This is a genomic window from Fictibacillus arsenicus, from assembly GCF_001642935.1.
GTDB classification, from domain to species: Bacteria; Bacillota; Bacilli; order Bacillales; family Fictibacillaceae; genus Fictibacillus; species Fictibacillus arsenicus_B.
In genome coordinates this window covers 1,670,708-1,685,450 of sequence record NZ_CP016761.1, presented here as the reverse complement: position 1 = coordinate 1,685,450, position 14,743 = coordinate 1,670,708, and the positions used below count along the sequence as shown (strand labels likewise).

The 14,743-nt window shown below is 37.0% G+C and carries 16 protein-coding genes and 1 tRNA gene; 2 read left to right on the top strand and 15 right to left on the bottom strand.

The features are described from left to right. Positions 1-5 precede the first annotated feature (5 nt). The 5 genes from ABE41_RS08850 to ABE41_RS08830 form a co-directional block, all read right to left on the bottom strand. Positions 6-1,328: a hemolysin family protein gene (locus ABE41_RS08850; RefSeq protein ID WP_066288971.1), complete on the bottom strand. Its 1,323-nt coding sequence runs from the start codon at positions 1,326-1,328 to the stop codon at positions 6-8. Positions 1,329-1,442: 114 nt separating this feature from the next. Beyond that, the gene (locus ABE41_RS08845) at positions 1,443-1,688 is read right to left on the bottom strand and encodes a YkuS family protein (protein ID WP_066288967.1); all 246 of its coding nucleotides are present in this window, start codon (positions 1,686-1,688) and stop codon (positions 1,443-1,445) included. Between the two features lie 264 nt (positions 1,689-1,952). Continuing rightward, the gene (locus tag ABE41_RS08840) at positions 1,953-3,077 is read right to left on the bottom strand and encodes an N-acetyldiaminopimelate deacetylase (RefSeq protein WP_066288961.1); all 1,125 of its coding nucleotides are present in this window, start codon (positions 3,075-3,077) and stop codon (positions 1,953-1,955) included. A gap of 22 nt (positions 3,078-3,099) precedes the next feature. After that, a complete protein-coding gene (dapD, locus tag ABE41_RS08835) occupies positions 3,100-3,816 on the bottom strand; it encodes a 2,3,4,5-tetrahydropyridine-2,6-dicarboxylate N-acetyltransferase (protein WP_066288959.1) in 717 nt (238 codons plus the stop codon). A gap of 69 nt (positions 3,817-3,885) precedes the next feature. Beyond that, on the bottom strand, positions 3,886-4,755 hold the full coding sequence (locus ABE41_RS08830; RefSeq protein ID WP_066288955.1) for a transcriptional regulator CcpC: 870 nt from the start codon (positions 4,753-4,755) through the stop codon (positions 3,886-3,888). Between the two features lie 121 nt (positions 4,756-4,876). Here ABE41_RS08830 and ABE41_RS08825 point away from each other — a divergent pair, with 121 nt between their 5' ends. Together ABE41_RS08825 and ABE41_RS08820 are read left to right on the top strand one after the other, a co-directional pair. After that, a complete protein-coding gene (locus ABE41_RS08825) occupies positions 4,877-5,608 on the top strand; it encodes a sulfite exporter TauE/SafE family protein (RefSeq protein WP_066288952.1) in 732 nt (243 codons plus the stop codon). A 5-nt stretch (positions 5,609-5,613) separates the two neighbouring features. After that, complete coding sequence (locus tag ABE41_RS08820; RefSeq protein ID WP_066288948.1) at positions 5,614-5,973, top strand: VOC family protein; 360 nt, start codon at positions 5,614-5,616, stop codon at positions 5,971-5,973. 6 nt (positions 5,974-5,979) lie between these two features. Here ABE41_RS08820 and ABE41_RS08815 read toward each other — a convergent pair whose 3' ends face one another. The 10 genes from ABE41_RS08815 to ABE41_RS08770 form a co-directional block, all read right to left on the bottom strand. Continuing rightward, positions 5,980-6,855: a cation diffusion facilitator family transporter gene (locus ABE41_RS08815; RefSeq protein ID WP_066288945.1), complete on the bottom strand. Its 876-nt coding sequence runs from the start codon at positions 6,853-6,855 to the stop codon at positions 5,980-5,982. Positions 6,856-6,946: 91 nt separating this feature from the next. Continuing rightward, the gene (locus ABE41_RS08810) at positions 6,947-7,693 is read right to left on the bottom strand and encodes an SDR family NAD(P)-dependent oxidoreductase (RefSeq protein WP_066288942.1); all 747 of its coding nucleotides are present in this window, start codon (positions 7,691-7,693) and stop codon (positions 6,947-6,949) included. 102 nt (positions 7,694-7,795) lie between these two features. Further along, positions 7,796-8,257 (bottom strand): CotD family spore coat protein, encoded by a 462-nt coding sequence (locus tag ABE41_RS08805; RefSeq protein WP_066288940.1) that lies wholly within the window; start codon positions 8,255-8,257, stop codon positions 7,796-7,798. A gap of 159 nt (positions 8,258-8,416) precedes the next feature. Next, positions 8,417-9,493: a glycosyltransferase family 4 protein gene (locus ABE41_RS08800; protein ID WP_066288936.1), complete on the bottom strand. Its 1,077-nt coding sequence runs from the start codon at positions 9,491-9,493 to the stop codon at positions 8,417-8,419. Positions 9,494-9,690: 197 nt separating this feature from the next. Continuing rightward, positions 9,691-10,749 carry a glycosyltransferase family 4 protein gene (locus ABE41_RS08795; RefSeq protein ID WP_172827345.1) on the bottom strand — a complete coding sequence of 353 codons (1,059 nt, stop codon included), beginning with the start codon at positions 10,747-10,749 and terminating at the stop codon, positions 9,691-9,693. A 348-nt stretch (positions 10,750-11,097) separates the two neighbouring features. Beyond that, complete coding sequence (locus ABE41_RS08790) at positions 11,098-11,817, bottom strand: glycosyltransferase (protein WP_066288931.1); 720 nt, start codon at positions 11,815-11,817, stop codon at positions 11,098-11,100. 287 nt (positions 11,818-12,104) lie between these two features. Then, positions 12,105-12,509 carry a hypothetical protein gene (locus tag ABE41_RS08785; RefSeq protein WP_066288929.1) on the bottom strand — a complete coding sequence of 135 codons (405 nt, stop codon included), beginning with the start codon at positions 12,507-12,509 and terminating at the stop codon, positions 12,105-12,107. 127 nt (positions 12,510-12,636) lie between these two features. Next, the gene (locus ABE41_RS08780; protein WP_066288927.1) at positions 12,637-13,347 is read right to left on the bottom strand and encodes a sulfotransferase family 2 domain-containing protein; all 711 of its coding nucleotides are present in this window, start codon (positions 13,345-13,347) and stop codon (positions 12,637-12,639) included. A 405-nt stretch (positions 13,348-13,752) separates the two neighbouring features. After that, positions 13,753-13,828 (bottom strand) — tRNA-Val (locus tag ABE41_RS08775). Between the two features lie 255 nt (positions 13,829-14,083). Further along, positions 14,084-14,641, bottom strand: coding sequence for a phosphatidylglycerophosphatase A family protein (locus ABE41_RS08770; RefSeq protein ID WP_066288926.1), 558 nt, complete (start codon positions 14,639-14,641; stop codon positions 14,084-14,086). Positions 14,642-14,743: the final 102 nt, after the last annotated feature.

Sequence of the window (14,743 nt, the reverse complement as noted above, 5' to 3'; positions counted from 1 at the left end):
TCTGTTCAGGAGTCTTTATTTTGTGCTTCATCAAATTCTGTATCAGGTAACTTTTCAATGCCTATTTTCTTAATTTGCCTGCCTTCTAGATCAATAATCGTGAAACGGTAGCTTTCATAATTAAATGAGTGCTCTTTTTCTAAATCGATGGATCTTGTTAAAACCCACCCGCCGATTGTATCAATTTCTCTGTTATCAATATCAAGTGCAAACATGTCGTTAATTTGTGATAGCAATACTTTCCCATCTACTACCGTTTTGGTTTTTGAAATTTGCTGTATTTCAGGTTCTTCATCAACATCAAACTCATCTCTGATCTCCCCGACAATTTCTTCTAAAATGTCTTCTACCGTTACGATACCAGCTGTACCACCGTATTCATCAACTAAAACAGCCATATGCGTTTGATCTTTTTGCATTTTCACAAGTAATTTTTGAATGGGTATCGTTTCATGTACAGTGATGATAGGTCGAATATAATCTTTAAGTTCAAACTCTTGATTACTGAAATGTTCATTAAAGAATTCCTTAATATTAACGAGACCTACAATGTGATCTTTGTCTTCTTTCCCAACAGGGTACCTTGTGAATTTTTCTTCACGCATAATAGCCAAGTTTTCTTCACATGTATTTTCTATAAACAAACAGACCATTTCCGTTCTGGGTATCATAATTTCTTTTGCTATTCGATCATCAAACTCAAAGATCCGGTTCACATACCTATATTCAGACTGATTGATCTCTCCGCCTTGAAGGCTTTCAGAAAGGATTAGCCTTAGTTCTTCTTCCGTATGTACAACCTCATGCTCACTAGCTGGACTGATTCCAAAAATCCGCGTCAGCAAATTGGCAGATCCATTCAATAAAAAAATAAACGGATACATAACTTTGTAAAACATGATAATCGGCTTAGCTGTTGCAAGACTCATGGCTTCAGCCTTTTGAATCGCCACTGTCTTTGGTGCGAGCTCTCCTAAAACAACATGAAGAAATGTGATAAGAAAAAATGCAATTGAAAATGATAAAGTGTGAGTTAGCCCTTCAGATAAGCCTGCATGCTCAAAAAGAGGTCTCAGAAATATTTCAACCGTTGGCTCCCCTAACCAGCCTAGACCTAATGCAGTAATTGTTATGCCAAGCTGACAGGCTGAAAGATATCCATCCAGGTTTCCCAGCACTTTTTGAGCGGCTAATGCCTTGCTGTTTCCTTCTGAAGCCAAATGGTCAATTCTCGTTTTGCGGACTTTTACGATTGCAAATTCAGTTACAACGAAAAACGCCGTTAGAATGATGAGTAAAATGATCATGAGTACGTTGAAGATTGGCATAAGATCCTCCCCATCTTTATTTACACAAGATTTTATTAAGATTGCTCAACTATTTCCCTTTTCAAACATACGTTAAACAGAAATAAAGGGGCAGCATGGCTGTCCCCGGGAATGCTATGATTGTAATCTGCTTTCAACAGCCTGACATACTTCCTCTGCTGACATACCATGAGCGTTCAAGACAGAGCCTTGAGTCACCACGTCTTGCATGCCCATAACATTCTCATCCTGTCCGGAAATTACACAGCAATCACAGCCATTTGCATCTTGTTCCTGACGAAGTTCTACTACATCATGCCCTGCAGCTCTCAGAGCTTCAGAAACATTCGTTAATGATTGTTCAACACCAATTCTAGCCATATTCCCACCTCCTTACTTTTGTTAATGTTTCCAACTCTGAGAGGGAATATGTAATGTACATATCAAGTGATTGCAACAGGTGCGGGTGTGTAGGTTTATGGGTGGGTGTGTCGACTCGTGGATAATTCACAAAAACTTTTGGATTAAAGGCTAAAACTTTTGGATTGAGGGCAAAAATATATGGATTGGCAGCTATTATTTTTGGAATGAGATAGCTTTTTCGCTCTGATGTGAAACAAAAAAACGGCCGCAGTGGCCGTTTTTCTAATTTCTATTTCCTTTAAAGGTGAAATATTGGATTAAAAGATCTACCGCATGCTGAATTGCTTCTTCTTGCGGCTTTAATTTTGAATGATGCAGACCAAATGGAGTATCAACCCCAAGCCAGAACATGAAACCAGGAATTTTTTCTAAAAAATATCCATAATCTTCTCCTGTCATAGCCTCTTTGCATTCAATAACATTTACAGTTTCTTGCTGTTTTGCAAATTCCATGAATTCTCTAGTCAGATCCGGTTCATTATCTACTTGACGATAGTTTGAACCATAATCGATCATCGTTTCACAGTCAAAACCGTGAGAAATTCCTTCAACGAGTGCTTCAATCCGCTTTTTCACCTTAACCATCGCTTCAGGAGATAAAGTTCGAATTGTACCTTCGAGTCTTGCTTTCTCGGCAATGATATTTTGTTTAGTTCCACCGGTGATCTTGCCGATGGTAACAACTGCTGAATCCAGCGGATCGATATTACGAGAAACGATCGACTGCATCTGTGTAACAAGATGGCTTGCTGCGACTACCATGTCATTACTAAAATGCGGGTAGGCAGCATGACCGCCTTTTCCCACTAAATCTATAAAAAGTTCTGACGTGTTCGCAAACAGCAATCCTTCTTTTACTGCAATGGTTCCAACTGGATACTCCGGGGCGATATGAAGCGCAGTTATCTGATCCGGCTTAAGCTTTTGAAAAAGCTCACTCTCACGCATCGGCAACGCTCCGCCCGGCCCTTCTTCTGCTGGCTGAAAAATAAATAACAAATTATCATCAAGCGGATTTTCTGCAAAGCGGGATAAAAGACCAAGGGCGATCGTCATATGAAGATCGTGTCCGCAAGCATGCATCAGTCCATCGTGCATTGACGTAAATTCATAGCCTGTTTCTTCAGTAATCGGAAGTCCATCCATGTCTGTACGATAAGCAATCGTTTTTTCGGGATTTTTACCTTTTACTTTTACAAAGATACCTGTTTCCCACGTGTGCACTTCAAGATTGCCCTGATGAAAAGTGGAGATGAGTTCAAGCAGATACCTTTGAGTCTTAAATTCCTGAAAGCCAAGCTCCGGTATACGGTGCAGGTCTTTTCTGATCTCAATTAATGGTTTCATCTTCTCTCATCCCCTAAATTTATTAGTCGTTTAATTGACGTAGTTCTTGTCTGATTTCTGTTTTTGATTTTGTTTTTTCATCAATCTTCTTAAGAACGCGAGCTGGTGTTCCACCAACAACTGTGTAAGGTTCTACATCTTCGATAACAATAGCACCTGCGGCAACAACTGCACCTTTACCAACTGTAACGCCTTCAAGTACAACTGCGTTTGCTCCGATTACAACGTCGTCTTCAACAACGACCGGCTTTGCTGATGGTGGCTCAATTACTCCCGCAAGGACAGTTCCTGCACCAATGTGGCAGTTCTTCCCTACAGTTGCACGTCCGCCTAGGACAACGTTCATATCGATCATTGTGCCTTCGCCGATTACTGAACCGATGTTAATAGAAGCACCCATCATGATAACTGCGTTGTCTCCGATCTCAACTTGATCACGGATTATCGCACCTGGTTCGATACGCGCCTTAATGTTCTTCATATCCAATAAAGGAATCGCAGAATTGCGGCGGTCATTTTCTACTACATAGTCTTCGATACTGCTTTCGTTTGCGCGAATCGCAGCTTCGATTTCCTTCCACTCTCCAAATAATACTGCTGTATTGCCAGAAGGGAATACTTTCGTTTCATTTCCGAAATCTATATTGTCAAGATTTCCTTTTACATAAACTTTTACAGGTGTAGATTTTGTGCTGTTTTGAATAAATGAAATAATCTCGTTTGCATCCATCATTTTCATAATTGTTATGTCCTCCTTAAAAGTCATTCTGTATTGTATTAAACCACTAAATATCGAAACATTCAAACGTTATTCTCTTGTTAATTTTTGAATCAATTCCATAAACACGTTTACCTGTTTCAGTTCAGAACCCATACCATGGTGAATCAGCCATGTATCTCTTTTAAGAACATTTCCCCTTTTATCTGTGAGGGGTATTTTGAATACCTCATCCTCTGGCCGCAGGCTGATCGATGGCAAAATAGCATAGCCGATTCCGTTCAATGCCATCTGTTTGCAAGTTTCAATCTGGTCCACTACGATCGTCTTCTGCGGAGTTGTCTTAAAGTGACTGTGCCACCAATCCTGAATCTCTTGATAATAAGTGGAATGGCTTTTAAATTGGATAAAAGGCTTGGATGTCTCTGACAACTCTTCAACGGAAGAAATCGCAGTATCAACCAAGTAGAGATGATCAGATAAAATGTGCTCTTTACTGCCGCGCCACTCGGGATTTCCGCGGACAATCCCTAAGTGGATGCGGTCTTCATATAAATGCTTGATGATCTCAGAACTCCAGCCGGTAATAAGAGAAATATTAACGTGAGGATAAAGGTTCACATATTCCTTTAAAACATGCGGCAGCCAATACTGGCCGATGATTGAAGCTACTGCTAATTTTAGTGTTCCATGAACGTGCTCTGAGAGAGATTGCAGTTCTTCTTTAACCGCTTCCTCTTTTTGCAGCACTTCATTCACATATGAAATTATTTTTTCACCCGCTGGAGTAAGCGTCAAGCCTTTTTGCGATCTGATAAATATAATGGTGCCCCAATTGTTTTCGATGGATTGCAGCCGCTGGCTTAAGGCCGGCTGAGATACATACAGTCTTTCTGATGCTTTTCTCATATTCAGTTCTTCTGCCAGTACGTGTAAAATTCGAAACTCGGATAATTGCATAGTGTGCCTTCTTTCAATCAATAAGTTTTACTTATATACCTTCGTCCAATTTATGTAATTTATTTTAAGTATACCGTAACATAGGATATATATGTAAACAGAAATGAAAGGATGTGTCGCCATGTATATCCTCATAGTAGTCGGCTTTTTTGCCACTTTTATCGGTACACTGTCTGGCAGCGGCGGTATGATCAACTTTCCTATTATGCTTTTATTAGGAATACCTGTTCATTCTGCTATTGCTGCTAATAAGTTTGCCAATATGTTCAGCTCGTTTTCAAGCTTTTTTGTGCTATTAAGAAAAAATGACGCGAAACTTAAACCTTACTTTTTATCAGGTGCAGTAAGTTTAATTGGCGGAATCAGCGGAGGCTTAATCGCATCAGCGATCTCGAGAGAAAACTTAACGATTATCGCTTTACTATTATTAAGCGGAGCATTATTCTTAACTTTTATTAAAACAAAAAAAGATATCAGCCCCGAAAACGAAGCAAAACAGCTTCCTGCACGAAAATATCCGTTCCTCTTTGGAATCGGAGCGTATGACGGCATGTTCGGTCCTGGACAGGGCACCATGCAGATGCAGCTTTTCTTAAGAAATGGCTTTTCTTACATCCGCACCGTTTCATTTACCAGGTTCAATACTTTCTTAAGCTGTACGGGTGCAGTTGTTACTTACTTTTTGGCGGGTCATTATATGTGGGATATTGCAATACCTCTTACAATCGGTAGTATTTGCGGTGCACAGGTTGCCGTTAAACTCGCACCTAAGCTAAAAACAAAACAAGTTACAATCCTGATGAGGACTGTAACCGTTATGCTTATTCTTCAATTAATCATTCAATGGGGGTAGTTTCAATGAAAATTTCGGGTATCCATCATGTGCAGCTATGTATTCCTGCAGACAAAGAATCAGAAGCAAAAATATTCTATAAAGATGTCCTTGGACTAAAAGAAATTCCTAAACCGGAAGCTCTTAAGAAAAACGGAGGTATGTGGTTCCAGATCGGCAGCCAAGAACTACATATTGGTGTAGAGGATCAAGTGTTCAAAGGAAAACATCATCCAGCCTTTTTAGTGATGGGGCTGAGTGAATTAAAAGATCACTTAACAGCTCAAGAAATCACGATTCAAAAAGAGTTACCAATTCCGGGTTTTAACCGCTTTTCTATTCGTGATCCTTTTGGCAACCGAATTGAGTTTATTGAACCAGAATAAAACGGTTTATTTATTCTTTCCATCTTCGGGTTCAACATGAACTTGTATACTTTCAACATTATAAGCTTCTTTAATCGTATCCTCTATTTTCTCTGTAATCTCATGGCTTTCCACTACATTCAGAGAAGGATCGACTTTAATCGTTACATCAATGATTGCACGGTTACCATGCTTTCTTGCCTTTAAATCACCTACGTTTTCAACACCATCGACATCTAAAATCTTATGCTCCATCTCTTTGCCTTCTTCGTAATCAAATCCGTCTGAAAGGTTATGGGAAGTTTCGGTGAAAATTTCCCAACCAGTTTTAATAATAATTAAGCCTACTAAAACAGCTGCGGCAGGATCAAGCCAAGCCATTCCGATCTGCGCGCCTAAAATACCTACTGCAGCTCCAATACTTACAAATGCGTCAGAACGGTTATCTAGTGCTGCTGCCTTTAATCCTTGGCTATCCGTTTCTCTGGCAACTTTCATATTGTAAAAGTAAACTCCAAGCATAACAGCTGCACCAAATAAGGCGATAATAGCAGCTGTTAAAGAGGGCTCTGTTTCAACACCTTTAAACATCTTTTTAATGGAAGAAATCAATACTTCTATTCCAATTACAACCATTATGAATGACGCTACCATCGAGGCAATGGTTTCTGCACGAAGATGACCATAGGGATGATCTTCGTCTGCCGGTTTTCTTGAAATTTTTAAACCGATTAAAACCGCGATAGATGCGATAATATCAGTGGCGTTATTCAATCCATCAGCAATAAGTGCATCAGAATTGTAAACGAATCCTGAGACAAGCTTAACGATTGATAGAAATATATATGCTCCTAAACTGTAGTAAACACCGCGTTCCACTCTTTTTTGCTGATCAGCTTGCATTCTCTCTTCTCCTTCATATGTAATACCTTTTTAATCATAAAGAATGGTTTCCGGGTGGGTCTAGAGCAATCTTTTTCCCTATAGGAAACAATTAGTGTTCGTAAATCATTTTCCGCGTCATCCCGCCATCGATCGTCATGTTTTCACCGGTGATAAAATTATTCTCAGGGTCTGCAAGAAACAAGCAGGCTCGTGAAATATCAGATGGTTTCCCTACTCTTTTTGAAAGATGCTGTTCATGATCGATTTTTCTTAGCTCAGAATAATTTCCCGTATGGATCCAGCCGGGACTAATTGAATTCACCGTAATACGGTCTTCTGCAAAAGAAGATGCAAGGGCATGTGTCAGCGCAACTATGCCTCCTTTTGTTGCAGCATAAGCTTCAGAATGCGGTTCTGACATGAATGCACGCGTTGATGCCATGTTAATAATCGAACCGCCGCCTGCTATTGCCATATATCTTGCTGCTTCTCTAGAAAATAGAAAAACGCTCCTTAAATTGGTCTGTATGATTTCATCCCATTCATCTACAGATAATTCATATGGAGATTTCCATATTGAAATTCCTGCGTTATTTATGACACAATTGAGACCGCCTAATTTATCATTTGTTTCAGACACAGCTTTTATAATCTCTTCAGGTTTTTTTACATCGCAAGTAATGGAATTACTTTTCGGTTCGATATGACGGACTTCGGTTAAAGTTTTCTCCAGCTCTTGCTGGTCGAAATCTATCAGAGAAGGAATCCATCCCGCTTTTGCAAAATCGACCGCGATTTGTTTTCCAATGCCTTGAGCCGCTCCAGTAATAAGTACAATACTTTTAGTAGAATTCATAGCTAACCCTCCGCTCGTATTTTTTCACTACTATTCTTTCCCTATTTTACGTCAACAGAATCAAAAAAAAGAAAGCCGCCGACGGTGCCGGCAGCTTCTAAATTACTTCTTTCTCCAGCCGCATGGCGGACGCGGAGGACATGGAACACATGGAGGCGGACAAGGGTTAGCCATTATCGGTGAAGTAGTTCCGCAAAGGTTCTGCTGAGTTGCTTGGTTAACAACATTCGTGTTCTGCGGGAAATAATGAACATATTTATAGTTTGTCTGATTAACCTGTGTTGTTTGAGTAGGATGAATCATTGGTACATATACATCTTGCTGATTATATTGCATCTGTTGGTTAGTAGGACTATATTGTGCAGGCAAAACTTGCGGAGGGTAATATTGCGATGGTGAAACTGGAGGATATCCGCAACCACCCATTTGAGGCATTTGTGCCATTGCACCCAAAGTAGGTCCCTTCCCCATCTGAGGTGCTTGTGCCATTGCTCCCAATGTTGGTCCCATTGGTCCCATTGGTCCCATTCCCTTTTTAGGGAAAATTCGAGGGCGTTTAAACAAAAAAGACTTCTCCTTTCAAAATCTTTAATCATATTTCTCTTTATTTTATGTAGGACGACTTAAAAAGTTCGTCCAATTCCATATAAAAACACCCTAATTTATAAGGTGTTTTGGTTTTCATATACTTTTCTATGACAATCATAACGAAATTAATATATCTCATACGCCTATACCTAACGATCGAAGCATGCCAATGAAATTCTGACTGTAAGTTTCAGGATTAAATTTTGATTTTACATGAATTAACCCGTTTGCTCGGATATATTCTCTTAATTGAAGATTGTTAAGTAATTCTTTCGCTTCTGTTACTGCGTGATCTATGTTTCCTAATACATAATATTTTCCGGTTTGGTTATGGATAACAGAACTTTTGACTCCGTCAGAATCGGTAGTTAGAACAGGGCATTTACAGCTTAAAGCTTCTAGTATAGAATATGGAGCCCCTTCTACTTTAGAAGTGGAACACAGAAACCCGCCTGAGTCCCCTATTCTTGAAAAAATTTCAGCCATTTTAGTATTCGGTATATTCTGTAATATTGATAAGTTCTTAGTTAGTCCGAGCTTAACAATTAATCTTTCAAATTCAATTCTTTCTTTATAAACTGCAAGTGTCGGGTCTTCAAACATATATAGTTGTATATTTGGATTAAATTGTTGTATAAGTCGTTGGCCAATATAAAGAAACTCTTTCCAGTTTTTATTATCTTCAATACGTCCGATCCAAGCCACAATGGGATGAGAAGATTTCGCAACATCTTGATAACCAAACTGATTTGTATCAAAACAATTATTAAAGCTGAATTTCGGTATTTCAGGAAATATGTTATCAAGCAATTGAACAATATGCGGTGTTTTTGGATTTAGTAATGCATCAGCATGTTGTTTTATTTCTGATCGACCAGCCAAAATGAATTCTCTCGCCTTATCTTTGGCGCCTAATCCTTGAATTTCAATGATCAGTTTTCCTTTATATCCTAACCTTCTGAATAAAGGAAGTATCTTATAATCGGACACTATTACAATGGCGCTATATTGTCCTTGATCTAAAATATTTTTTATCATTTTTGGATCTTTACCTATAAAACAAGGACCATCAAAATGATTAACTAGTTCTCTTCGCGCTTCATAATAAAGGCAATGACAGTTTATATTGAATTTTTTCAGTGCAGCACATCTTTGACGGTTCAAAGTTTCAACTCCGCCACTAGGTATATAAAAGACAAATAATATATTCATTCTATCTCCTAAAAAGGATTAAACCCTCCTAAATGCATCGACCTTATAATAAAGCATGCATATATAATCTTAAATAAAGTTTTTTTCAGCAAATTACAAAATTACTTTTCTGCTAATAATAAAAAATTAATCTATTCTTACAAATTGGAATATGGTCTAAGTCCACAGCGGTAATTTTAATAAAATAATTTAATCCTTTATATGCTTATATCACAAATAGCTGCCTTACAAATTTGTTCAAATGCAGAAGCAGTTCGTTGTAATGTCCATTGCTGTGAGTCCAGTTCTCCTTGTGAAGCTAATTTAATTCTTAAAGCTGGATTGTCAATAAGCCGCATAATATCTGAAGCCAACCTGTTTTGATGTCGATAAGACATTAAACAATTACTTTCATGGTTACAGTATTCAGTGTTTCCCCCAGCATAAACAGTTGCAAGGGCAGCCCCGCATCTCATTGCTTCTAAACCTGGCAGGGGAGCAGCCTCATAAATAGATGAAGTGACAAATATATCAGATTGACTATAAAGCTGACACAATTCCTGATCATTTGCTGGAGTAAAAAAACGAAAGGATTTTGCATTTTTTATATTTTGGAGTATTTGAGATTTGGCGAACTCATTAGGTGGACATATAAGATTAAATTGAAGGTTAGGATATCGGTTCTTAACGAGGTTTAATTGTTGAAGTAAATAATCCTGGTCTCTATGCCATGTCCATCCACCTTCAGGCATTCTGACAATCGCAGAGATTTGGAGGGTAGGGTTGTGATGGCGTACTTTTAAATTCTTGAAATTCGGATTTACATATATAGGAATAATTTGCCCGGTTAATCCGGTTAATAATGAGATTAACTTTTGTTGATATTTAGATAATATAACAAGATAAGGTGCCTTGTAGTAGGAATGAAAAGAAAGGTTTTGATCAGGCAAGAATATAGGTTCATAACATAAACTAAAACGGATATGAAGTCCTTTTCCATTTAGACTGGCTTGATGAGCTGATTCAACTGTTGTAAAGAAATTAGAAACAATAATATCACTCTTTGGATAATCGCTTGCTGATAGTCTTTCTGCACTTTTTCCATGGATGATTCTAGCTCGTACATTATATTCATTGATACTGTTTTTCAACATAATAATCGTTACATCATGACCTCTATCCACAAGGTAATTAGTAATATCCACAAGCATTCGTTGTGCTCCACCCTTATTTAGGGATAAAATAGGGAAGGTAAATTTAATCTTCTTATCTTTCACGAAAATCTCTCCAAATCTTTTAACTTTGTTTAACATCCTCTTGTTGGTATCGATAAAAGGATACCGTTTATGAGTTCAATTTTTTTCATTCAAGTAACCAAGTGTTTTAGTAATTTTTATTGCGTTTATTAAATAAGGGAGAGACTGGTACGTCGGATAGGTTAATCCTCTGAATAAACTAACGTGCAGAGTATTTTCGGGGAACCCATGTTAATTTACCCACAATACCTTAAATTTTGTGCAACAAAATTTAAGCTTTAATGATTTCATGGGAAAATATAAATTTGGTGTGGAGAGGAAACTTAAAAGTAGAAATTTTTATTTAATTCTTCCGATTATCAAAATATTTTATATCTGCCCTTTTCTTTCCTGATTAATTAATTGGATTAGTTTATGGTTGTATTTTTGTTGTAAAAATCGAACTTCTTTAAGTAATAAATCAGTAAACCTGCGTGTACCCATTTGGTCGTGAACTCTATATTTCACCAGCGGTTCATGCAAATAATACAATTCATAATTTTGTACTGCACGTAACCAAAAATCGTAATCTTGTGTACACTTTAATTTTTCATTAAAAAATCCAATACTCGAGAACACCTGCCTCTTCATCATAACAGTACAGCCATTAATATGGTTTTCAGATCTTAAATTTGTCAATAAATCTATTTTATCCTTGAAAGACTTTCCTGCCATTTTAACGGTTAATTGGTTATGAGTGTTGATTAACGAATAATTTGTATAACTAATATAAGCATTATTTTCTTTCATAAAGCCTAATTGTGTAGATACTTTGTTTTTATCAAAAATATCATCTGAACTTAGCCACGCAAAATAATCTCCTGTGGCTTTCTTAATCCCTAAATTTAGAGCACTTGCAGTTCCGCCATTTTGTTTTTCAAAATAACGAATTTGGTTTTGGAAAGGATTTATTTTTTCAATGAATTTTGTTGAACCATCATTCACGACAATTATTTCAACATTATGATAGGTTTGGTCTAATGCACTTTTAATTGCTTGGTCAATAAAAGGACAATTATAAAATGGAATGATAATAGATACCTTTGACATCTAAATCTCTTCTTTCAAATACTATTAGAATTTTAAATATTAGAATTTATTAGAGTCAATTCTTGAAACTCTAATATCAAATTTATTAGAATTTCTCTTAGAGACAATTCCTATAAAACAGACTGCTTTTACCCCGTTAAATGATAAAAAGTTAGATCAATTGCTAACTAAGCTTGGCCACCTTCTATACAGTATGCTTCTTTCTAATTTTTGTGCATTTTATACGAAGGTTCTTCAATTAAAACCCCATTTCAAAATAATTAAAATGGGGTTGGAAGTCTCTTTTATTAGTCTTGAATCGCATTTCCAATTAAACTTACAGGTCCTACCACCGTGGCATTTGTCGTGATAGATGAGGTAGATAATTGAGCAGTCAGTCTATATACGTGGAATACTGTTGTTACATTTCGATCAACAAAACTTAACGGAATATTACGGAATTCCAAAATAGCTAATGGCGAAGAAATGGTTGATGCAATAACACTACTATCTCGAAGAACTCTGAATAAAACATCAGGTGCACCTAAAGCCGATCTTAAACCAACACTACCAGATAAAACTACATCTGTATCGATTGTAGGAATAGTAAGTCCAAATTCAGCTAGTATAATTTGAGTGGTTGGAACCGTTCTAGATATACTATCATTAAAATTTGTAGGTACGCTAGCATTGTAACTTACAATTTGAGCCATATCATACATCTCCTTCCTTAAGGAATTGATATATTATATGTTCAGAATGAAAGACTGGATAGGTTAGCAAACTATATTTCTACTCCTTTTTTTAAAAAAACGAGTAGAAATATAGAAGGTTTTTCTTTCATGCATTTATTTTTTTGATTTCTTCCCATTCAGCAGGCGAAAGTAAATTAAGTTGATTCATAATGTTTAATTTCACAAGCCTGTATACTTCTAAATCTAATTGGTTTTGCTGTTCTATCTTTTTAACAATATGTGCAGGAACTTCCTGAATTGATGGACGGGTCTTAGTAATGTTTTTCTTTGTGTAATTTATATTTTTCCAACCATATTTTCTTTTAAAAAGATAGAGAGATTCATTAAACATCTCTGTTAAACCGACAACATCGAAAGTTTTTAAATTTTCTTTTGCTTTTTCCAGAGTTAGATTTCCTTGTGAACCACAGATTTGGATAGACTGTCCGTTTTTTGTCTGTGGGTCCCATTCGATATATTCTTCTAAAGACATGTTTCTCATATTATTTTGATAATAACCGGGATAGTCTTTAAGAAAATAATATAAAGAAACTACACGATTTACGGGTTCACGCATCATAGTAAAGTAAGAAAAAGGTTTTGAAAAAATTTCATGAACGCCATAATAGTGGTGACCCGACACCGCCTTAATTGCCTTTTGATTCCGAATGCTTGAACGATTAAATCGTTCCCTCATTTCTGCCTGTTCAACATGATCAAAAATTTCATTATTTTTATAACAATTTCTGAATATGGAATTAAGTGTAGTCCCCCCTGATTTAGGGATATGCATAAAAATAAGTAATTTTTCTGCCATCGCTCCACTTCCTCCTAAAAATGATTACTTTCATATAAAAATTTTTAAAGAACTAATTCCTTTTCGTCAGCCCTTCCGTCCAATCGAGAAACTTAAAACTATAAATTTTTTAATACATAATATTTTATGTTAGATATCTCCTGCTCGTTACGAACTTGAAAAAAGAAATACATTAATAAAATGATTACCTAATAAACAAAAAGCCTGTAACCCTTGATACAAGAATTACAGTCATAAAATCAAATATATGTTTATGGTGACACGAAAGTGGTTGTAACCCCTGTCAAGGTACCTAATAAAGAAAGACTATAACAGTTTCAATCGTGAAATAAAGAGAGTTCACTACTTTCTTGAAAATAAAAAGAAAAAAACCCTTTTGTAGAAAGAGTTTAATATACTTTGTTATGGTGACCCGAGAGGGGTTCGAACCCCCGACCTCCACCCTGTCAAGGTGGCGCTCTCCCAGCTGAGCTATCGGATCTTTATTTTTTCGGAACAATTAAAAATATACGACAGGGCAGCTGGTCTGTCAATAAAAAATTGACTTTATCAGCCTGCACACCATTTATGAGCCTTCATTTATTTTTATGATCCTTCAAAAAAGTTTATGGTCCTTCAACAGATTTTATGAGCCTTCAAATTATTTTATGGTCCTTCAAGTTTATTTATAGATTTTTCGACAAACACTCTGCTCTCAAAACATAAAAAAACCTCCGCCAGCGCGGAGGCTCCTCTATTAACCTATTTTTTCTTCATTTTCATGCTGTGCGATTTCTTCAGCTGTCAGTCGCTCCTGCTTATCGCGAAGTCTGTGTGCAAGCCGGCTTGAGGCGTTGGCAGCAATACTTGCAACCAGGTCATCTAAGAAAGTATGAACTTTTCCGTTTGCTATCTTTGTATCAAGCTTTTGTATGATGCCCATCTTAAATTTATCTAAGTGGCCAAAAGTCGTAACAGCGATGCTTCCGTATCCAAATACAGCACCGAGGGCAATCGTTTCATCCACCCCGAACAATCCTTCATCCTGTTCAACGATACTCTGCAAAGGTTCTGATAGTTTTTTTTGCTCAGCCAATATATCGAGTTCTACACCTACTAAAATAGCGTGTTGAATTTCTCTTTTCATTAAGACTGCATCAACGCTCTCGATACATTCTTCTTTAGTCAGTCCTGGTGAAAATGGAATTTGCATTTCATAAACGATTTCTGCGATCTCAGGTATGGTGACGCCTCTTTCATTCAGCAGCCTTCTAGCTGCCGCTTCGACTTCCCTACTGTGCACTCTATTTTTCAACAGACTTCACCTCATCTTCATGTTCACTATTAATCGTCATTCGTATTGATTCTTTCATTATAGCATTATATGTTACAATTATACGAGCCGAATGAAAACGCT